16 protein-coding genes and 1 riboswitch are annotated in these 21,056 nt (G+C 63.7%); of the genes, 2 read left to right on the top strand and 14 right to left on the bottom strand.

Annotated features, from left to right (window positions below; all coding sequences use genetic code 11):
- Nucleotides 1–35: 35 nt before the first annotated feature.
- From CS006_RS09055 to CS006_RS09030, 6 genes are all read right to left on the bottom strand, one after another.
- On the bottom strand, nt 36–1,694 hold the full coding sequence (locus CS006_RS09055; protein ID WP_100511489.1) for an ATP-binding cassette domain-containing protein: 1,659 nt from the start codon (nt 1,692–1,694) through the stop codon (nt 36–38).
- 356 nt (nt 1,695–2,050) lie between these two features.
- The gene (locus tag CS006_RS09050) at nt 2,051–2,557 is read right to left on the bottom strand and encodes a hypothetical protein (protein ID WP_100511488.1); all 507 of its coding nucleotides are present in this window, start codon (nt 2,555–2,557) and stop codon (nt 2,051–2,053) included.
- A gap of 160 nt (nt 2,558–2,717) precedes the next feature.
- Nucleotides 2,718–4,166, bottom strand: a complete 1,449-nt coding sequence (glnA, locus tag CS006_RS09045; protein WP_100511487.1) for a type I glutamate--ammonia ligase — start codon at nt 4,164–4,166, stop codon at nt 2,718–2,720.
- A 356-nt stretch (nt 4,167–4,522) separates the two neighbouring features.
- Nucleotides 4,523–5,242 (bottom strand): DUF4191 domain-containing protein, encoded by a 720-nt coding sequence (locus CS006_RS09040; RefSeq protein WP_100511486.1) that lies wholly within the window; start codon nt 5,240–5,242, stop codon nt 4,523–4,525.
- Between the two features lie 108 nt (nt 5,243–5,350).
- A complete protein-coding gene (locus CS006_RS09035; RefSeq protein WP_165777325.1) occupies nt 5,351–6,850 on the bottom strand; it encodes an FAD-dependent oxidoreductase in 1,500 nt (499 codons plus the stop codon).
- A gap of 141 nt (nt 6,851–6,991) precedes the next feature.
- On the bottom strand, nt 6,992–7,609 hold the full coding sequence (locus tag CS006_RS09030; protein ID WP_100511485.1) for a DUF3043 domain-containing protein: 618 nt from the start codon (nt 7,607–7,609) through the stop codon (nt 6,992–6,994).
- Nucleotides 7,610–7,684: 75 nt separating this feature from the next.
- Between CS006_RS09030 and CS006_RS09025 the strand changes: the two genes are divergently transcribed.
- Complete coding sequence (locus CS006_RS09025; protein WP_100511484.1) at nt 7,685–9,055, top strand: dipeptidase; 1,371 nt, start codon at nt 7,685–7,687, stop codon at nt 9,053–9,055.
- A 192-nt stretch (nt 9,056–9,247) separates the two neighbouring features.
- Here the strand turns inward: CS006_RS09025 and CS006_RS09020 are convergent, their stop codons facing one another.
- The 4 genes from CS006_RS09020 to CS006_RS09005 all read right to left on the bottom strand — a co-directional run bounded on the left by CS006_RS09020 (nt 9,248) and on the right by CS006_RS09005 (nt 14,236).
- A complete protein-coding gene (locus tag CS006_RS09020; protein WP_100511483.1) occupies nt 9,248–10,048 on the bottom strand; it encodes an SDR family oxidoreductase in 801 nt (266 codons plus the stop codon).
- Between the two features lie 26 nt (nt 10,049–10,074).
- The gene (locus CS006_RS09015) at nt 10,075–11,613 is read right to left on the bottom strand and encodes an acyl-CoA reductase (RefSeq protein ID WP_100511482.1); all 1,539 of its coding nucleotides are present in this window, start codon (nt 11,611–11,613) and stop codon (nt 10,075–10,077) included.
- A complete protein-coding gene (locus CS006_RS09010) occupies nt 11,610–12,737 on the bottom strand; it encodes a LuxE/PaaK family acyltransferase (protein ID WP_100511481.1) in 1,128 nt (375 codons plus the stop codon). Before CS006_RS09010 ends, CS006_RS09015 begins: the two co-directional genes overlap by 4 nt.
- Nucleotides 12,738–12,880: 143 nt before the next feature.
- A complete protein-coding gene (locus tag CS006_RS09005; protein ID WP_100511480.1) occupies nt 12,881–14,236 on the bottom strand; it encodes a solute carrier family 23 protein in 1,356 nt (451 codons plus the stop codon).
- A 164-nt stretch (nt 14,237–14,400) separates the two neighbouring features.
- Nucleotides 14,401–14,506: riboswitch (TPP riboswitch) on the bottom strand.
- A 108-nt stretch (nt 14,507–14,614) separates the two neighbouring features.
- Between CS006_RS09005 and CS006_RS09000 the strand changes: the two genes are divergently transcribed.
- Nucleotides 14,615–14,812 (top strand): hypothetical protein, encoded by a 198-nt coding sequence (locus tag CS006_RS09000; protein WP_100511479.1) that lies wholly within the window; start codon nt 14,615–14,617, stop codon nt 14,810–14,812.
- Nucleotides 14,813–15,002: 190 nt separating this feature from the next.
- Here CS006_RS09000 and phnX read toward each other — a convergent pair whose 3' ends face one another.
- The 4 genes from phnX to CS006_RS08980 all read right to left on the bottom strand — a co-directional run bounded on the left by phnX (nt 15,003) and on the right by CS006_RS08980 (nt 20,936).
- Nucleotides 15,003–15,785 carry a phosphonoacetaldehyde hydrolase gene (gene phnX / locus CS006_RS08995; RefSeq protein ID WP_100511478.1) on the bottom strand — a complete coding sequence of 261 codons (783 nt, stop codon included), beginning with the start codon at nt 15,783–15,785 and terminating at the stop codon, nt 15,003–15,005.
- 234 nt (nt 15,786–16,019) lie between these two features.
- Nucleotides 16,020–17,228, bottom strand: coding sequence for a 2-aminoethylphosphonate--pyruvate transaminase (locus tag CS006_RS08990; RefSeq protein ID WP_100511477.1), 1,209 nt, complete (start codon nt 17,226–17,228; stop codon nt 16,020–16,022).
- 76 nt (nt 17,229–17,304) lie between these two features.
- Nucleotides 17,305–20,145, bottom strand: coding sequence for an extracellular solute-binding protein (locus CS006_RS08985; RefSeq protein WP_207760037.1), 2,841 nt, complete (start codon nt 20,143–20,145; stop codon nt 17,305–17,307).
- A gap of 2 nt (nt 20,146–20,147) precedes the next feature.
- The gene (locus CS006_RS08980; RefSeq protein ID WP_100511476.1) at nt 20,148–20,936 is read right to left on the bottom strand and encodes an ABC transporter ATP-binding protein; all 789 of its coding nucleotides are present in this window, start codon (nt 20,934–20,936) and stop codon (nt 20,148–20,150) included.
- Nucleotides 20,937–21,056: the final 120 nt, after the last annotated feature.

The following is a 21,056-nucleotide window of genomic DNA, read 5'->3' as shown; positions in this document are numbered from 1 at the left end:
CGACCGAAGAACACCGTAAATTGCCGGGAACGGGGCTACCGGCGCAGAATCGAGCCGTTGCCGTTGCCGTTGCCGTTGCGGGCTTCGCATCGCCAGAGCGTGCGGATGCCGGCGTCCCGCAGGAACGCACGATTATGCGAGACGACGATGACGGCGCCGGGGAACGTGGCCAGAGCCTTTGCCAGGGCCTGTTGCGAATGCAGGTCCAGATGGTTCGTCGGCTCGTCCAGCATGATAAGATGCGGATGGCTTCTCGTTCCCAGACACAGCAGCAGCTTGCGCAGTTCGCCTGGGGAGGGGACGCCGCCGGCCAGCAGACGATCGGGGTCGGCATTCAGCTGGGCATAGGCACCGAGCGTGAGCGAGCGTCCGGCGTCGTCAAGGTCATTCAATCGCCGCAGCGCATCCTGTGCGTCGGCGGCCGTGGTGTTCTGTGATATCGACAACGTCGGAACCGGCGGAAGGACATCGTGAAGCCGCCGTAACAGCGTTCGGCACAGCGTCGACTTTCCGCTGCCGTTCACGCCGACGATGCCGATGTGGTCGTGTGGCCCCACACTGAGCGCGGGAATGGCCAGACCGGGGACCGGATCCTCGGCGAGGAAGCGGCCGCCGTGGCCGGAAGCCCTGTCATTGCCGTCCATGCGGCCGTCCGCGCCGATACGGGGTTCCACGGTGTCGCCGCCGTATCGAATCAGTCCCTCCTCCAGCCTCACCAACTGCGGTCGATGACTTGCCTCGGCATCCATCCAGATGTCGCCGTCATAGCGTTTCGCCGCGGTCGCCACGGCCTCCGTGCGCCTTCGCGCCGCATCCGTTCGGGATGCGATTCGCGCACTCGCCGCGCCGGCGCTGCCGTCGGTGCTCAGCGATTTGTGCAGCTTCAGCAGATTGCGTGCGTCATGGTCCCTCCGGTTTACGCCGGCGCCCACGGCGCGCGCCCTTGTGGCCGCCAACGCCGCCTCATGCCTGCGCTGCGCGGCCACGTCGGCCAATCGTGACGCCTCGTGCCGGGACCGCTGCAGCGCCGCGTCCGCCGAGCGCCGGTCGTTTTCCGCCGTCGCGTTGGCCTGGCTGTAGTTTCCCGGTCGGGTCCTCACCACGGTGACGTTACGGCCGTGCACATGGTCGCGTTCGAAGAACACGCATCGTGTGGCCAGTCGGTCGATGAAGTCGACGTCATGGGAGACGACGATGCCGATGCCGCGGAAATCTTGCAACGCCGAAACGATGCGCGTGATGACGGCCTCATCCACATGATTCGTGGGTTCGTCGAGCATCAGCACATCGGGGCGTTTCGCCAGTGCACAGGCGATCTGCAATCGTTTGGCCTCACCACCGGAAAGTTCGTCGTACCGCCATGGCCAGTCGTCGCCGATGCCGAGATCGCGTCGGACACGCATCGTCTCCGGTGACCAATCCGCGGCGAAATCGTCGAGGTCGTCCGGCCGCTCGTCGGTGTTCTGCGGACAGTATCCGACGATCGGCGTGCCGGGGGAGGGGCTTACCGTACCGGTATCCGGTCGGAGCCAACCCATGGCGATACGCAGCAGCGTGGTCTTGCCGATGCCGTTGTCGCCGAGGACCGCCGTCCACCCTCGCGGAAACGTTGCCGACACGTTCTCGAACAGCGGTTCCGTCGCCTCCGGCGGGGTGTAGGTGATGTGCGCAAGCGTGAGTGTTGATAGGGGCATGACGGTTCTCCTTTTCGATTCGTTTCGACTGCATACGACGATGTATGGCGGAGAATGCGAAACGTCATGCATGAATGCCGGCGTCTTTCGACGACGTCGGTGATTCGGGAAATCGAAGGATTCAAGGCAATGCCGTGGCCGTGATCGAAAACGACGGGGTATGCCGCGATAGCCAGCATGACGGGGCGCGACGGCGCAGTCGGCCGTCACATTCCGCATTGTCCGCTGTCTATCGGGAAATCAATTCGAGAAAACTCCTTCATATGGATTCCCCGGCATATCGGGAACCCGTGAAACATTCGACGGCAAGCATAATACCTTTGCCTGCCGTCGTGCAAATCGGTATGGCGGGCGGCCTATAGTTCGCGCTGCATGGGGCCGTGCCAGGAGACGTTGGGGCACATGATGTCGTTGCCGTGAAGGCCTCCGAGACGCACGCAGTCATCGCAGCGTGCGACGAAGCAGTACGGGCACAGGTAGTGGCAGTCCTTGCAAGCCACCTTCTTGCAGTCCACGCAGCGTACGTAGAAGCGGTCGTCCTTGTGAACGTATTTGTGGCAGACGCAGCAGGTGTCGATGATGCCCTGCTCGTTGAAGGCGAACCAGGTGTGCTGTTTGATCCATCCTGCATACCTGGATTCCTTGGGGGCCATCACGACGGTGTTCGGCGGTGCGTTGCGAAGATCGCGGCCGGGGGCGTACGGGATGATCGGGCTGTTCATCAGGACGCTGTCTGGAATGGTGCGGGTGGTGCCTTGGCCTGTCGACTGGTCGGCTGGCTTGCGTTCGTTCTTTCGCTTCGTCATCTTGACGGCCATGAAGATGCAGAACGCGATGAACGCGAGCATGAGGATGAGAACCATGATGGGGTTTCCTTGGTGGTTGATGAAATATCGAGGGAGACGGTCGTGGAAAACGAATAGGCCGTTCATCCGGCATTGCGAATGAACGGCCTATTGACTACCTACTGGCTGCCCCTAATGACGGAATCGCCGCAACTGCAACGATTCCGAGGGTGATCGATCAGATGTGGTAGTAGAGCTCGTACTCGAGCGGGGTCGGGGCCAGACGGGCCTGGTCGATTTCGCCGCGCTTGAGGTCGATCCACGTCTCGATGAGATCCTCGGTGAAGACGTCGCCGGCGGAGAGGAAGTCGTGATCCTCTTCGAGGGCGTCCATGGCCTCGGCCAGAGAGCTCGGAACCTGCTTGATGCCGGCGTGCTCTTCCGGAGGAAGCTCGTAGAGGTCCTTGTCGACCGGCTCCGGGGGCTCGATGTGGTTGAGAATACCGTCGAGACCGGCCATGAGCTGGGCGGAGAAGGCGAGGAACGGGTTGCAGGACGGATCCGGAGCGCGGAACTCGATGCGCTTCGAAGCCGGGGAGGTGCCGGCCAGCGGAATACGGATGGCGGCGGAGCGGTTACGGGCGGAGTACACCAGGTTGACAGGAGCCTCGAAGCCCGGAACCAGACGGTGGTACGAGTTCAGCGACGGGTTGGTGAAGGCAAGCACGGAGGAGGAGTGCTTGATCAGGCCGCCGATGTACCAGCGAGCGAGGTCGGAGAGCCCGCCGTAGCCCTTCTCGTCGTAGAACAGCGGCTTGCCGTCCTTCCACAGGGACTGGTGGCAGTGCATGCCGGTGCCGTTGTCGCCTGCGATCGGCTTCGGCATGAAGGTCACGGACTTGCCGTTGAGGAAGGCGGTCTCGTGAACGACGTACTTGTACTTCATCAGGTCGTCGCCGGCGTGCTGCAGGGTGTTGAAGCGGTAGTTGATCTCCTGCTGGCCAGCGCCGCCGACCTCGTGGTGGGAGCGCTCGAGCTGCAGGCCGACCTTCTGCAGGTTGGCGACCATGTCGTCGCGCAGGTCCTGGTAGTGGTCGATCGGCGGGACCGGGAAGTAGCCGCGCTTCACACGGTTCTTGAAGCCGATGTTCGGGGTGCCGTCCTCTTCGGTGTCGACGCCGGAGTTCCACGGAGCCTCGATGGAGTCCACCTCGTAGAAGGAGCGCTGCATGTTGTTCTCGAAGCGCACCTTGTCGAAGATGAAGAACTCGGCCTCAGGAGCGAAGGAGGCGGTGTCGGCGATGCCGGTGGACTTCAGGTAGGCCTCGGCCTTGGCGGCGACCTGACGCGGATCGCGCGAGTACGGCTCGTCGGTCAGCGGGTCGACGATGGAGAAGGCCACGTTGAGGGTCTTGTGCTTGCGGAACGGGTCGACGTAAGCGGTGGTCACATCGGGAACCAGCTTCATATCGGACTCGTTGATGGCCTGGAAGCCCTGCACCGAAGAGCCATCGAACGGCATGCCGTCGGTGAAGGCGTTGTCGGTGAACTCGCTGGCAGGCACGGTGAAATGCTGCTGGACGCCGATGAGGTCGGTGAAGCGGACGGAGACATACTCGATGCCTTCCTTGTTGATCAGCGCTTCGACTTCTTCAGGCGTGTGGGCGAAAATCTTATTCTCTGCCACAATCGCTCCTTTATTCGTGAGAACTTACGTATGAAGAATGTACTCTCGGATATTTCCCACAGGGTGCCGTTGGGTTACGAGAATGTTTCGCGAAGAGAAAAACAGGGAAAAAGTGTGTGTCAGTATTTGATATGACCTTGACAATCGTTTGAGAGGTTCCCCGTGATGTCGCGCCATGTGACGTGATCGCCGGATAAAGCGTTCGATGCCGGTTCCGAAAGATGCGTTCCGACGGTGATGATGCCGTCTGGAGGGCCGAATACGAAAAATGTCGGTAATGTCACATTTCGTGCATTACCGACATTCCTATGAAATGAATCTTCCGCGATGCGAGACCGAACCGCGGAAGGGGCGGGTCACCTGCCTCGCATCGCGCGGCGGCTGACGTGCATCCTGCTCGGGTCCATGCCCTTGGGCATGCCCATCGTGTTCTTGGCCTGTAGGGTCTTCAGACGGGAGTTCAGTTCGTCGAGCTCGTATTTGGTGAGCTTGACCTTCTGCTTCATCACGGTCTTCTGCAGCTTGTCCAGTGGAACCTGCTTCTCGCCGTGGCCGACGCAGATCTTGATGACGGGGATGTCGGAGCCGCGGGTGATGCGCTTGACCTTGGCCTCCTCCTTGTCGATGGCCTTCATCACGCGACCGTACTCGCCTTCGCCCACCAGGTAGACGCCGGTGCGGCCGGTGCCGCGCCAGATGGCGTCCTTGGTCTTGGCATCGACCCACACGGGCTCCTGCGGGAACGAGAATCCGCCCTTGGTGATGTTGTTCAGGATGGCTCCGGTGGCGCCGGGGCGTCCGTCCATCTGACGGAAGCCGACCTTGTCGGCGCGGCGGGTGAGCACCAGCGTGCCGAACAGCAGGCCCACCATGACGCCGAGGATGATGGTGAAGATGTCGGTGATCCAGGAGAACCAGAGGACCGCGACGATGACGGCGGCGACGATCGGGATCACGATGGCACCGGCGATGAGGAACGGCAGCTGCTTGTCGTCCTGGGCGGTGAACTTGTAGATCTGGATGATCTGGCTGATGGTGCCTTGCTTCTTCGGCTTCTGTTCTTTCTTCTCTGCCATGATGTCCTTTTATATAGAGCGTTGTCGGGGTCGTTGAGACAATTGCTGGACAACCAGTGTACTTGGTTTTCTGCCAAATGGCGCCTTCGGCCTTGGTGCCGGCCCCGGTCAGCGCATATGCAGCGGCCGGCCGTCCGCCTTGAGCAGCGCCTCTCCCAATGCCTCGCCGAACGTGGGATGCGGATGGATCAGGCGTGCCGCACGGCTGAGAGGCACCGCGTTGCCGACGAGCTGCTCGGCCTCGCCCGCCAGCTCGTTGACCTCCGGTCCGACCATGTGCACGCCGACGATGACGCGGCGCGACTCGGGCTCGTCGGCCGGCACCGCGCCGATCACCGTGACCGATCCGTTCTCGCCGGTCATCAGCGTGCGGGCGTTGCCCATCATCGGATATATGGTCTCGGTCACGTCGTCATAGCGGTCGTCAGCCTGGGCCTGCGTGCGGGTCAGGCCCACGGCCGCGGCCTCGGGGGAGGAGAACACCACGCGCGGAATCGTCTCCTCGCGCACGGGTTCGGGGTCGAGGCCCGCGATGGCCTCCGCCACGACGATGCCCTGTTCGAATGCACGGTGGGCGAGCTGATAGCCGCCGGTGATGTCGCCGACCGCCCATATATCTGCCAGGTTCGTGCGGCCGAGCCCGTCCACGCGAACGTAGCCCGAATCATCGCGGGCCAGGCCAAGGGAATCGAACCATGGGGCGTCCGTGTTGGGGTCGCGGCCTATCGCGACCAGCACGATCTGCGCGGCCGCGGTCCTTTCCTCGTCCGTCCTGCCGGCGTCGACCCGGTAATGCACCGCGGCGCCGAGGTTCACGCCGGTGTCGATGCCGGTCACCGAGGCCTTGGTGACCACGTCGATGCCGCGGCGCTTGAGCTCGCGAGTCATCGTGGCGCTGGTGCGGCGGTCCCAGTTCGACAGCACGCCGTTTTTGCGGGCCAGCAATGTGACGTGGCTGCCGGCGGCGTTCCACAGCGAGGCGAACTCCAGGGCGATGGCCCCCGATCCGATGATGATGACGTCGTTCGGGAACTCGTTGAGCTCCAATGCGGCGTCGGAGTTGATGACGCTCTGGGAGAAGGGGATGCCGGGCAGCGGACGGGGCCGCGAGCCGGTGGCCACGACCACGTGACGGGCGAGCAGGGTCCGGGATCCGCCTTCCCCGCCGGACCGCAATGCGACGTCGACGGCGTATGCGGCGGCATCATCTTCCCCGCCGTTCGCGCGGGCGACGCCGCGCACCTCGCCATGGATCATCTCGACGCCGCGGAAGCGAAGCAGGCCGGAAAGCCCCTCGACGACGGTGTGCACCGTGCCCCGGCGGTAGTCGCGCAGCGCGCCGAAATCGATGCCGTTGACCGACATGTCGATGCCGTAGCGCGAGGCATGGCGGCCGGTCTCGACGCTGCGCGCAGCGGTGATGAGCGCCTTCGTGGGAATGCACCCGCGATTCAGGCAGGTGCCGCCCGGCCTCTCGTCCCTTTCGACGAGCGCGACCTTCAATCCCAGTTCGGCGGCGCGCAGGGCGGCGGAATATCCGCCGGGACCCGCGCCCACGATGACGACGTCGTAATCCATCGCGTTCTCCTCGGCAGTGATGCCCGTCATGATGGGACCCCCTTATTCGAATGTATATGTATTGATATGGTCGTGAACGAATGACGCCTGATGGCGTCCGGTCATGAAAAAACGCCGATACCCAGCATAATTCGCCGGGCATCGGCGTTCTCGCTCATACGCTCCGTCTCATCATTCCGGCCACACGCCGCGCTTCTGGTTGCGCGGGCGGGGCAGGCGCCAGCGACGCATCTGCATGGAACGCGACCAGGCGTAGCTGGCCGAACGCGTGCCCTTGGCCACGGACTTCTCGCCGTACTTGGCGATGAGCTTCTTCTTCAGGCCATGCCACATGATGGCGATGTCGATGATCGCCGCGAAGAAGTAGGCGTACATCACCAGCATGAGCAGCCACGTGATCTGCGGGTTCGTCGACGTGATGAACATCGAGGCGACCAGCATGATGATGACGAACGGCATCATGAACTCGGCCAGGTTCCAGCGGGCGTCAACATAATCGCGGATGTAGATGCGGTAGTCGATGCGCTCCGACTTCGGCATATGGGCCAGGTCGCCGCTCTTCATGGCGGCGTACTCCGAATCCTGCTTCTCACGCAGCTTTGCCTTGGCGACCTTGTTGCTGGCCTTGCGGTCCTTCGGCACCAGCGGACGGATCTTCGCCGCCTGCGCGTCCTTCATCTTCGGGGTCGGACGGTTCTTCTTGCCGTTATTCGGCTTCGTCTCGGCCGCGGCGGGGGATTCCTCGCTCTTTTCCTTGTCTTCTGAACGTTTGAAGGGGTTCCATGTCATGCGAACAGGTTACGGTGACGCCTAGACTCATTCGGCTTGATTGCCAATGCCGAACACCTATCGAAGGAGGTTGCAATGACGGACATCACCGTGGAGGAGCTCCGCGCGCGCATCGACGACGACTGGAAGCGCGTGGTGGCCGCGCTGAGCGACAAGATCGCGCTCGGATCGGTCTCCGCCAAGGGCATCACCGGCGAGCACATGAAGCGCTCCGCCGAATTCGTGGCCGACCTGCTGCGCAAGGAGGGCGTCGACGCCCGCGTCGTGCAGTCCACGAACCCCGACGGCACACCCGGCGCATGGGAGGTCGTCGGCTCCCGCATCGTGAACCCCGAAGCCCCGACCGTGCTGCTGTACGCCCACCACGACGTGCAGCCCGTACCCGACCCGGCCGAATGGGAGACCGAACCGTTCGTCGCCACCACCAAGGACGACGGCCGACTCTACGGCCGCGGCGCAGCCGACGACGGCGGCGGCATCGCCATCCACTCCGGCGCCCTGCACGCGCTCGGCGACGACCTCGGCGTGAACATCAAGGTGTTCATCGAAGGCGAGGAGGAGATGGGCTCGCCCAGCTTCATCCCGTTCATCGAGGCCCACAGGGACGAATTCGACTCCGACGTGATCATCGTGGCCGATTCGGGCAACTGGTCCGCCGAAATCCCCTCGCTCACCACGTCGCTGCGCGGCAACACCTGCGTGGACGTGACCGTGCGCGTGCTCGGCCATCCCGTGCACTCCGGCCAGTTCGGCGGCCCGATCCTCGACGCCAACACGCTCGCCTCCATGCTCATCGCCTCCATGTACGACGAGAACGGCAGCCTCGTGGTGCCCGGCGTCGCCTCCGAGGAGCCCATCGGCGGCCTGCAGCGCGATCTCGACGAGGCCTCGCTGCGCGCCGACGCCGCCATCGTGGACGGCTACCGTCTCGCCGGCACCGACTCGCTCGCCTCCCGACTGTGGACCAAGCCCTCCGTCACCGTCATCGGCTTCGACGCCCACCCGGTCGACGGCTCCTTCAACGTGATCGCCGACTCCGCACGGTTCCGCCTCTCCATGCGCACCTCGCCCAACCAGAAGCCGGCCGAGGCGCAGCAGGCGCTCGCCGACTTCCTCGTCGCCCACGCGCCGTTCGGCGCCGAAGTGAGCGTCGAGCCATTGGAGAACGGCCAGGGCTGGGCCATGGATCCGGACAGCACCGTCGTGAAGGACGCCGAGGAGGCGCTCGCCGAGGCGTTCGAGACCGAGCCGGCCAACAAGGGCGAGGGCGGATCCATCCCGTTCATCCCCGAACTGCAGCGCATCTTCCCCGGCGCCCAGGTGCTCGTCACCGGCCCCGAGGACCCGAAGGCCAATGCGCACAGCCCCAACGAGTCCATCGACCTGCCGAGCCTGAGGAAGAACATCCTCGCCGAGGCGCTCATCCTCGCCAAGCTCGCGAAGTAGGGGAGCGCGGGTCTCTGTCAACTCCCCTCAGTCAGGCAAAGCGGAGATGGTTTGGCTCCTTTCGGAAAACGAGGGGAGTCGGAGCGGAGACGGTTTTCTTATTGGCTCCCCTCGGAGATCGAGGGGAGGTGTCCGCGTCAGCGGACTGAGGGGAGTGTGACACACCCCGCCGGAGCCGCTCCAACCGTGCCGCTACCGCATCACCAGGCCGCCGTCGGCGTGCAGGGTCTGGCCGGTGATGAACGCGGCGTCGTCGCCGGCCAGCATCACCACGGCCCCGGCGATGTCGTCGGCGGTGGCGAGACGTCCCAGCGGCGTCATCGCCACGATGCGCTCGCGCACGTCCTCCGTGGTGGCGCGGCTCGAATCCGTGCCGACGGTGAGCCCCGCCGCCACGGCGTTCACGCGGATGCCCCACTTGCCCAGCTCCTGGGCGAGCGAACGGGTGAATCCCACGAGCGACCCCTTTGCCGCCGTGTAATCGTGGTATGGCACGATCGGCGCGTCGACGAGGTTGCTCGACACGTTGACTATCGCGCCGCCGGCCTGCCTGCGCATCCGCGGCAGGCAGGCGGCGCATGTGTTGTAGGCGCCGCGCAGGCAGCCGTCGATCTGCTCGCGGTAGTCGTCCCACGAAATGCCGTCGAACGTGCGGCGCTGGCGCGGGTCGAACGAATAATGGCTCAGCGCGTTGTTGACGAGGATGTCCACGCCGCCGAACGTCTCCTCGGTGAACGCCGCCAGCGCACGGACCTGCTCCTCGTCGCGCACATCCGCCCTGAACACGGCCACGCGGCCTTCGGCGCCGGTCTCCCGTTCGATGGCCGTGGCCGTGGCGAGGGCGCGCTCGTCGTTGCTCAGATAGTCGATGACCACGGCCGCGCCGAGCTCGGCGAACCGTCTGGCGATGGCCGCGCCGATGCCACGGCTTGCGCCGGTGACGATCGCCGCCTTGCCGGCGAGGGGCAGGGTCGGGGATGATGCTGTTGTCATGATGATGCTCCCGAAATGTATCGTTGTTATTCGAAGTCGTCGTCGAAGGAGTCGGCGAACCGGTCGGTGCCGCGTTCCACGTCCACCGCACGCACCAGGTCGAGCAGGTTGAATCCGCCGTCATGATGCCATCCCGACTTGGCGCGGTTCATTTCGCCGACCGGGCATATGCGGTCGATGCCCAGTTCTCCCACCCGCTGCGCCAGCGGGAACAGCCGCGTGCTGTCCACGGCCACGCCACACGACTGGAGCCATTGGCGGTACGGTGTCATCACCGGCAGGGCGTCGGCGAGATCATTGACCGCCACCACGGTGATGGTGCGGTTCAACGGGGAGGCCGGCGTGGGCAATGACGCCGCATCTGGGTAGTACAGCACCGTCCAGTCGGTGCCATGCGGCGACGCGATGACGAACGGTCCGGAACCGTCGTCGGCCATGCCCGTGCCGGAGCCGCCGGCGAACAGCGACATCATCTCCACGGAGGAGCGCATGCGCCGGATGGCCAGCGACTCCTCCTGCGTGGGCGTGGACCGCGGGTACTTGCGCTGCTGGGACTCCAATTCATGGGCCAGCAGCTCGGCCGTCTCATGCGGAGCCAGCACGCCGCCACGCTCCACGAACACCGTCTGTGCGGCCAGACAGCTTTGCTGGTCGTACGTGGCCACATCCACCGCCATGTGATGAATCGTGGACTCGTAGCAATCCGCACGCAGCGACTCCCGGCCGACAAGCGAGAATCCGATGCGCGCCCCATAGCTGAGGAACGGCTTGCTCTCCGCCACCTTCGGGCGCAGCAGCTCCGTCGTATGCGAGGAACCATAGACGATGACCGCGTTCGCCTCCCCGATGGCGGCGTTCTCCAACGGCTCCGTCCCGCCCTTCCACGGCACCACGGCGATCGCATCCGCCAGTTCGGGGTCGACCTCGCGAATCGACTTCGCGAACAGCACCGGCATCAGCGGCTCGTCGAACGACGACTTGCCGACGATACCGCTTTTGACCAGCAGGCCCATCGTCATGCTCCACACCGGAATGCCCGGCACGTTGCTTGAAAACACGTGGAACGAGAGGTCCGGACCATACAGTCGCGTATAGCCGCCGGACCTGTTCGGACGGTACTCGTCCAGCATCTGCGGACACGGCAGGTCGTCGTCCACGAACCTCAGCAGCTCGCGACGACGGAACATGCGCATATAGCGTTTGAGCTCGATCCGCGTCATATCCGCGTCGTATCCGGTGATCGCCGGGACCAGCCGTTCGGCAAGACGACGCAGCGGATAATCGGGGTCCGTCCACAGTTCCACGGCCTTCGCCAACACGTCGATGATGTCGTTCACGGGCATGGAAGCAAGACAATCATTGCGGTTCTTCCGAACGTCATCGCACAACGCATGAATCACATCGGCGTCAAGACGCGGATACCGCAGCGACACAGGTCCATCGGGCGTCGTGATTTCGCGTGTATCGAACGCAGTAAACGAAAAACCGGCCGGAGCATGGAAGACATCGACGATATCGGCGTTATCGACGACATTGCCGCCAACGGAGACGCCGTCGCCGCTCATGCGTTCGCCGCCATGACCTCGTCCACCGTGATGGAGCAGCCACGCGCCTCCGCGCCCTTCGCACGACCCAGCAGACGATAGCCATCCGCCGAGCGCACACCCAGATCCTCGGTGAGAATCGCCAGACACGAATTCCAGTTCGCAAGATCGTAATGCGCGATCACACCGGTCTCGCCGTCGGCCACAGGCGTCAGCGTCTGCGGATCCAGCATGACCGAACGCACCCACGCCGGCGTGGCCTTCAGCGTATTGACCGAACCATCCGTGTAGTACGACAGCAGATTCTGATCGTAGATCTGCGAGCTCAGCTCCGTCATGCCGTACATGTTCACGCAGTGCGTGCGGTCCACGCCGAACACGTCGGCGAACATCGCATACATGTCATCCACGGTGATGCCCGTCTTCGTGCTCTTGAAACCACCCGTATCGAACAGGCGGGAATCGTCCGGCAGAACGAACGTGCGGCCCGACTCGCGCAGATGCTCCAGCAGATACCAGTACGCCGACGACGCGCCCATCAGCATCACCGGCACATCGTCCGTCACCGCCTGCTCAAGGAATCGTTCGATGCGATCGAACTCCAGCCCCTGCTCATGGAAGAAGTAGTCACTGCCCTCGGCACCGCACTGCTCAAGCGCGCGCGTCAGATACCGCGACAGCGACGAATGCTCGTTCATATCCCACGCCGGCGAGATCACGCCGATACGGATGCGCTCGCGGTCGGGCAGGATGAAATGACGGAACGGGCCGATCATCGACGCATCCCAGACCTCGAGGTCGGGATGGAAATTGCGGCCCTTCTGACCGGGGCGCGTGGTGCCGCTCGTCGTGAACACGGCCTCGCAGTCGGCCTCCGGTGTGGACGTGAGCGTAAGCATCTTGAAGCCGTCCACCGGCATCGGCGGAATCGACGACCAGCTGTCGAGCGTCGGCGGCGTCACGCGCTTCGACGTGCAGTAGGCGCGGTACGGCACGTTGTTGGCGAACTGGAAGGCGAAGATCAGGCGGGCGAGCCTGTCGAATTCCTCGTCCGGGGCCTGCTCGCAGCCGTAACGGTCGATGAAGTCCAGCACCGCCTGCTTCACGGTTTCGCGGGCGGGGGAGACGGCTGGCTGTATGGGCATGATGGGTCCTTTCCTTGGGGCTGCCGGGCCTGCTATACGGACATATGGAACAGGCGCGAACGATGCTTCCGTCCGCGCCTGTTCCATATGCCTTGTGGCATGGGATATCGGCTATCGTCTGATACCGATTCTAAATGGTGAGACTACTTGGTCTCGGACGCGCCGTCGCCGGCATCAGTCGTTTCGGCAGCCGCCTTGGCAGTGGTCTTGCCGGTCTTCCTGGCGACGAGATTCGGCAGGTCGATGAGCAGCAGCTTGAGGATGACCACGGCGAACGCACCGACGAGGATGCTGTTCGAGAAGAACACGTGTGCGCCGCCCTCGAGGCCGCTCAGCGCGCTCGGCAGGGCGATGCCCAGCAGCAGCGACAGACCGATGACCACCTGGTTGCGTTCGGTGGACTCCACCTTGCGCAGCGTGTTGAAGCCGGTGGAGATGAGGCTGGCCGCGGCCGGCAGGAAGATGCCGCCGATGACCGGCGAGGGGATGAGCGAAAGCACGGCGCCGGCCTTGGGGATGAAGCCCAGCACCACGAAGATCACGCCGGCGATGATCACCGGCACGCGGGTGCGGGTCTTGCCCTCGTCCGTCACCTTGAGCAGCGCCACGTTCTGCGGGTAGGCGGTGGTGGTGAAGCCGCCGATCAGCGACGAGAGCGCCGAACCGGCCGCCTCGCCGGCCAGACCGTAACGCACCTGCTTGTTCTCCAGCTTCGTGCCCTGGATCTCCGTGGCGGCCTGGTAGACGCCCAGCGCTTCCATGACGGCCACCATGTAGGCGATGAAGAACGGCACGAAGATAGCGGCATCGAACGTGAAGCCGCCGTACGGCATGAACGTGGGCAGGCCGATCCACGGCTTGGAGGCCACACCGGAGAAGTCGGACAGGCCGAAGGCGATGGCCAGGGCGGTGCCGGCCACGAGTGCGATCAGATACGAGAGCGAACGCCACAGACCCTTGCCGAACTGCGAGAGCACCACCACGAGCACGGTGGTGAGGATGGAGACGGCCAGCACCTTCGGGTCGGCGAAGCCCTTGTCGCCGGGCGCTCCGCCGAGGAACTCGCTGAGCGTGAAGCCGGAGAGCGAAACGCCCACGAGGAAGATGATGACGCCGGAGACGATGGGCGCGAACAGGAACCGCAGGTTCTCGATGACGCGCGTCAGGCACAGCACCAGGAAGATCAGCGAGGCGATGAAGATGGACGTGCCGGCCGCGGCGAGCGAGCCCGCGGTGCCGGCGGCGATCATCAGCGCGTCGAACGCGGCCGACGGGCCCTGCACGATCGGCAGGCGGACGAGCCTCGTGGCCTGCACGAGCGTGACCAGGCCGGAGATGATGAAGATGGCGTTGACCATGTTCGACGACAGCGCCAGAGGCAGGCCGATGGCCGCCGCGACGAACACCGGATCGAGCCAGACGTTGGAGACGAGCACGTGCTGGAAGCCCAGCAGCATGTTCTTCGGGGTGAGTTTGGGGCTCAGTGATTGCTGAGTCATGGAGTCTCTTCCTCTCGGTTTTCGGGCCCGCGCGGCGTCACGCATCGCGACGCATTGTGTTTGTCGCTTGCGCTGCGTGCGTTTCAATTGGGGTGCCAAGAGGCCGAGAAGACCGGTGCCTTTCCTCGCATGTGTGGGCACACGAGACCGGCGTGCATGGGCCGGCATGATGCGGCGTGACATCCCTACGCAGGCATTATCCTGTTCAGGTCAACGGGTTCGGGCGGCGTTCCGCCCATCTCAGCCATGAAGGCACCCCCGTCAGTCCGTCCCACAGACGATACCGAAAACCGTCACGCCACGCAATAGCCGACCATGGAATATTCGTTGTGTGTTTTCGATTATTGTGGGAGCCGGGCCACGGAAGGAGATTCGGATATGGATTTGGAGACACGGCGGAAGCTGCAGATGCAGTTGCTTCGCATCGACGGACTCAAGGATGAGATAGGGGAGCTGCGGGACAGGCTGCAGGAGCCTGACGTCGATGCCGGGGCGATCACGGCGCGGATTGCGCAACTTCAGGGCGAGATCGACCGGATTCACGAAGCGGTCGAGCGGGCGAAACGCGGCGAGTAGGAATGTGTGGCCGATACGGTTCGCGATTACTCACCAATATGGACGCAAAGCCGGTCACTCACTGTTTCCGGACGCGACACGCCGAAGGGGCGGCTCGTACGTGGCGGAAAACGGTGAGTGACCGGCTTTGCGGTGGATTTGGCGAGTAACCGGATCGGGGCGGACGGACCGGCCGTCCGGTCACGGAGCGTCAGGCGATCTGGGCGATCAGGGTCGGCAGCTCGGCCATCGTGTTGATGACGGCGTCGGCGCCGGCCTCGGTGAATGCGGCCTTGGCCTTTGCGCGGGCCTCCGCCTTCCCGGTCTCGGACAGCGCCTCGAACTCCTCCTGGCTCAGCGCCAGCTGCGAGCTGCCCTCGACCACGCCGATCGTGAACACGCCGGCGTTCTTGCCCTCGCGGATGTCGGACAGCGTATCGCCCACCTTGGCGGCGGCATGCACGGAGGAGACACCCAGCTTCTCAAGGTTCCTGAAGATCATGTACGGGTAGGGACGGCCGAAACCGTTCGTGCCGTCCGGGCTGATCCAGAAGTCCGGATCGTAGCCGTTCTCCTTGGCCTTCGGCACCACGATGTCCATCATCTTGTCGGTGTAGCCCGTGGTCGAACCGATCTTCAGACCGGCCTCGCGCAATGCGGCCACCGCATCGAGCACACCCGGCTTCGGGCCGGCGTAGCCGTCCAGAATCGACAGCAGCTTCGGCTCGAAATGCGCGTACACGTCATCCACGTCCTTGTCGGTGGGGGCGTGGCCGTGCTCGTCCTCCCATGCGCGGGCGATGCGCTCCATGTGCAGCATCGTGTTGATGTGGTCGTGCTTGAGCATGCCCATCGGCTTGCGGGTCTCCGCCATCGTCGGATCGATGCCGAACTCGCGGAACGCCTCCTGGAAGGCGCGGACGGGGGCGAAGCAGCCGTAGTCGACGGTGGTGCCGGCCCAATCGAAGATGACGGCCTCAAAACGGTTGGTCATAGTGATGTTTCCTTTTTGCTGGTTTGTTGATGATGTCATGTAACGCGCGGTAGGCCGGAGTCGAGATTGGCACCCTTGTTCGACACACTCAAGGCCGTTCGGCCTCGCTCCGTCGTTTGCTCGCAAAGCGTAGCAAACGACTTCGCTGCTTACGGTCGAACAAGGGTGCCAATCTCTCCAGAGGATTTCACGTTGATGCCCGGCCTGTTTTGAGCGGGCCGGGGAGCGGGAGGGTCAGGCGGCGAGCTTGACACCCATGGGGGCGGCGGCCTTGATGGGCTCGCCGGCCTTGTCCATGGCGGCGATGGCGGCCGGCACGGAGGCCGAGCCGGTGGCGGCCTCAAGCAGGCCGCGCTCGCCCATGTACATGGCCAGCAGCTCGGTGACCTTCTCGATGTCGTCGGCGTAGATCTCGCCGATGTTGCCCAGACGGAACGTGTCCTCGTTCGTCAGCTTGCCCGGGTAGATGGCGTAGCCGCGTTCCTTGATGAACTCGTACATGTCGTGGAAGTCGAAGCTCGTGCCCTTCGGGTAGAGGAACGTCGTGATGATCGGGCCCTGGTGGTCGGCGAGGAACGTGGAGAAGCCCAGCGCCTTCATGCGGGCGATCAGCAGGTCGTTGTTCAGCTGGTAGCGGGCCGAACGCACCGGGATGCCGCCCTCCTCAAACATCTCGTCAAGCGCCTTCGAGAAGGCGAGCACCACGTGGGTGGGGGAGGTGTAGCGCCACTTGCCGTTGGCCTTCTCCAGCGTGTTCCACTGGTCCCACAGGTCCAGAGACAGGCTGCGGGCCTTGCCCTTGGAAGCTTCGAGCTTCGCCTTGTTGCAGATGATGAAGCTGAAGCCGGGCACGCCCTGGATGCACTTGTTGGCGGAGGAGACGATGAAGTCGATGCCCCAGTCGGCAACCGGGATGTCCACGCCGCCGAACGAGCTCATCGCGTCCACCATGAACGTCTTGCCGTGCGCCTTGGCCACCTTCGCCACGGCCTGGATGTCGTTGAGCAGGCCGGACGTGGTCTCGGAGTGGATCATCGACACGTGCGTGATCGACGGGTCGGCGTCAAGATACTCGGCCACCTTCTCGGCGCTCGGAATACGGTCGTACGGCTCGGCGTACTGCGTGTACGCGATGCCCGCGTGCTCGCAGATCTTCACCTGACGGTCGCCGTAGGCGCCGTTCGTGCACAGCAGCACCTTCTCATCCTTGCTGACCACCGAGGTCAGCACGCTCTCCACGCCGAACGTGCCGGAGCCCTGCATGACCACGACGGTGTACTCCTGCGGATCGCAGTGCGCGAGCTCGAGCAGCTGGCGACGGATCTTCTGCGTGATCTGCTGGTAGTCCTCGTCCCACGTGCAGTGGTCGAAGAGCATCTCCTCCTTGACCGTTCGGGTCGTGGTCAGCGGTCCGGGGGTGAGCAGCTTGTATTCGTTGGTCATTGTTGTTCCTTCTCTATTGGTTGGTTGAATTATGGGATGAAAGGTTGGGCTGTGCGGGAGGGCTGCCTTCGAAGGGTCAGCCCTCCTTGGCGGCGCGCTTGCAGGCCTCGGAGAAGTCCTGGTGCTGTTGCAGCAGGTCCACCGTCAGCGGCTTGTCGAAGGTCTTCGGATACTTCGAGCCGTTGGCCGGTTCCTTCTCGCCCTGGTAGAGCGGCGTCGGATACGTCTCGAGCAGTTCCTTGCGGCCCTGATCGATGATCACCCCGGCCATCTTCTGCGCCAGCGGATTGGTCTTGGAGCCCTTGTCGAGCACCGCCACCGATTCGGTCAGCGAGTAGTTGCCCTCGGTCGGGTCCACGTAGTCGATGGGCAGACCCTTCTTCTTGTCGGCCGCGGCCTGATGCCTCAGACCGAATCCGACGGCCACCTCGCCCGAACGCACGGACTTGAGCGGGCCGGAGCCGGACTGTTCCAGATGCGGGCCGGCGTTCCTGTAGATGTCGGTCAGGATCTGCTTGCCCTCGTCGCCGGTGCCGTAGGCGCCCACGATGGCCTGCACCATGAGCCAGCCGGTGGAGGAGCCCTCCATGTCGGGCACGGAGATCAGGCCCTTGTACTTCGGGTCGGCGAGGTCCTTGAAGCTCGTCGGCACGGGCACGCCCGCCTGCTTGATGGCCTCGGTGTTGTAGAAGATCGCGCCCTCCTGGGCGGTGGTCGGGCGGCGGTAGTCCGGCGCCTTGGTGTTCACGTTCGTGTTCAGCAGCTTCGACTTCACGTCGGTGAGCGGCTGGAACATGTGGTTGCGCTCCTGGGCGGAGTCCACGTAGTAGGAGCTCATGGTGATCATGTCGGCCTCGAGGCTCCTGCCCTCGGCCAGCATCTTGCCGCCGAGTTCGGAGGTGCCGAAGCCCTGCATGATGTACTTGCCCTTGTAGCCGTTGTTGTCGAGCGCGTGCTCGAACGCGGCCACGGCCTCGTCATCAGCGTTCGTGTAGATGACGACCTGCTGGCTGGCGGCGGCGGTGCCGGAGAAGGCTCCGAAGCCGAAGGCCACGAGGATCGCGGCGGCCACGCCGGAGGCGATGCCCGTCACCACGTTGCGGTTACGCGAGCGCGGGTTGATGGGAGGCAGCGCGAAGCTGCCGGCGGCGACCTGCTCGGCCGTCCTGCGGGCGCCCTGCTTCACGGTGGCGGCCGCGGCCTCGGTGGCCTTGACCTTCACCGGCTTCTTGCGGGTGGCGAAGGCGATGACGCCCTTGACCACGAGGTTCGTCACGAGGATGAGCAGCGACAGGGCGAAGATGTCGTCGAACTTGGCGAGGTGCTGGAGCGCGGAGATCTTCGTGGTGATGACCTGCGTCTTGGCGCCGGTGAGGAACACCACCGCGGAGATGGTGACCATGGCGTTCACGAAGTAGTAGCCGAACACCTGCAGCACGGTGGGCCACGCGTTCGGCGTGACCACGCGCACGATGGTCTTGAACCAGCTGTCGCCCATGAGCTTGGCCGTGGTCTCCCACGAGGCGTTCATCTTCGACAGCGAGTCCTTCATCATCTGGTACGGGGTGGCGAAGTAGTGGATCATGTTCGCGATGATGAGGATCCAGAAGGTGTTCTGCATCGGCGTGCCGCTGAACGCGAACAGGAACGCGATGCCGAGCACCATGCCCGGCACGGTGTTGATGATGGAGCTGATGGAGTCCACGAACCGCTTGGCGGCGGCCGGCAGCTTCGAGCGCGACGTCACCAGGGCGGCGGCGTAGGCGAACACGCAGCCGAGGATGGCGGTCATCACGGCCACGTACACCGAGTTGGTGAACACGGCCGTCAGCTCGGAGTCGGCGAAGATGCCGGTGATGTGGCTGAGCGTGAAGTTCAGCTTGAACGGCCACATCTCGACGAACGGGATGAGCAGGATCACGGCGAACACGCTCAGCACGCACACGAGCACGACCGCGGAGGCGACGGCGCAGAACGTGTCGCGCTTCCTGCCCTCCGGCAGGTCGATCTGCGAGACCTTGGAGTAGCGGATCGAGTACTTCTCGAGGATCGTCATCAGGATGATGGAGATGATCGACGGGATGAGCATGAACACGGCGATGACGGCGCCGCGGTTGAAGTTCGGGATGGAGCCGAGCATCTGGTTGAACAGCGTCATGGCCAGCACGTCGTAGGTGCCGCCCACGGATGTAGGAATACCGTAGTCGGTGAAGCTCAGGAAGAAGCTCTGGATGAACGCCACGCACATCGTGCCGATGAGCGGACGCACGGTCGTCATGAAGAACGTCTTGACGTGGCTGTCGCCCATGATGTGGGAGACGATGATGAACTTCTTGTCGACGAACTGGAACGAGTTGTTGATGAGCAGGAAGCAGGTCGGCAGCGTGTAGATGACGTAGCCGATGAGCAGGCCGTTGAACCCGTAGATGTCGAACAGCTGGTGGCCGAACAGCTTGGTGATCAGGCCCTCCTTGCCGAACGAGTAGATGATGGCGAAGCCGTACGTGATGGTCGGCAGCAGCATCGGCACCTGCGTGAGCAGGGCGATGGCCTTCTTGAACTTCGGCGGCAGGTTCGTGCAGTTGACGGCGTAGGCCAGCAGGAACGCCAGCAGCATGGCCACGAGGGCGGCGGCCGCGGCGACCTTGAGGCTGTTGAACACGGAGGTGAGGAACTCGGGCCGTGCGAGGATGGCCGCGTAGTTCTCCATGGTGGCCGCGCCGCTTCCGGTCTGGAACGACTTGGCGAGCACGAGGATCATCGGCACCACCAGGAAGATGGCGAAGATGACGGTGACGGCGACGAGCAGGGCGGTCAGCTCGGGCTGCCGCGGCTTCATCGGGCGGGGTTCGTGGTTCTTGATCTCAGGCGCGATGTTCGGCAATTGCTTGCCGGCCTGAATGGATTCGACGCTCATGCTCAGGCCTCCTGTCCGGCGAGGGCGGGCTGCTTGGCGGCGGGGGAGCCGTCCTCGTTGAACAGCGTGTAGATGTTGTTGCGCTTGACCTCCAGCTGGTGGAGGATGAACTTGCGCACGAACTCGCTGGCCGGATGGTGGATGATGTCGTCAGGCGAGGCGAACTGGGCGATCCTGCCCTGGTTGAGGATCAGCACCTTGTCGCTCATCGTGCAGGCCTCCTCGGGGTCGTGGGTGACCATGATCGTGGTGAGGTTGTACTGGTTGACGATCTGCTTGATCTTCGACTTGATGGACTCCTTGATGACGCCGTCCAGTGCGGAGAGCGGTTCGTCGAGCAGCAGCTTCGGCTTCATCACCAGCGTGCGGGCGAGGGCCACGCGCTGCTTCTGGCCGCCGGAGAGCTCGTCGATCTTCTTGGTCAGATGCTCCTCGAGACCGAGCAGCGAGATCATCTCCTTGATCTCCTTCTCGGTGGAGATGCCGGGGTTGTTCTTCAGACCGTACGTGATGTTCTCGTAGGCGTTGAGGTTCGGGAACAGCGCGTAGTCCTGGAACACGATGTTGAATCCGCGCTTCTCCATCGGCACGTTCGTCAGGTCCTCGCCGTTGTAGACAATCTGTCCGCTGGTCGGCTGCGAGATGCCGAGGATGATGTTCAGCAGCGTGGTCTTGCCGCCGCCGGAAGGACCGAGAATCGACATGATCTGGCCGTCCCCAATGGCCAGTGAGATGCCGTTGAGCACATGGGTGTCACCAAACGACTTGGTGATGTCCTTGAGTTCCAACATGATGTTGCCTTTCACGGAGCATTGACCGGTTCCGCACGGTGTGATGGTCTGTATGTCTTTACTGCAAAATTCGTGACTTACACATGTTCATTTGTATGGAGATCAGGTGTTTCCCCGACT

The organism is Bifidobacterium primatium (assembly GCF_002802875.1).
Classification (GTDB): domain Bacteria; phylum Actinomycetota; class Actinomycetes; order Actinomycetales; family Bifidobacteriaceae; genus Galliscardovia; species Galliscardovia primatium.
This window is presented reverse-complemented; position numbering and strand designations above follow the sequence as displayed.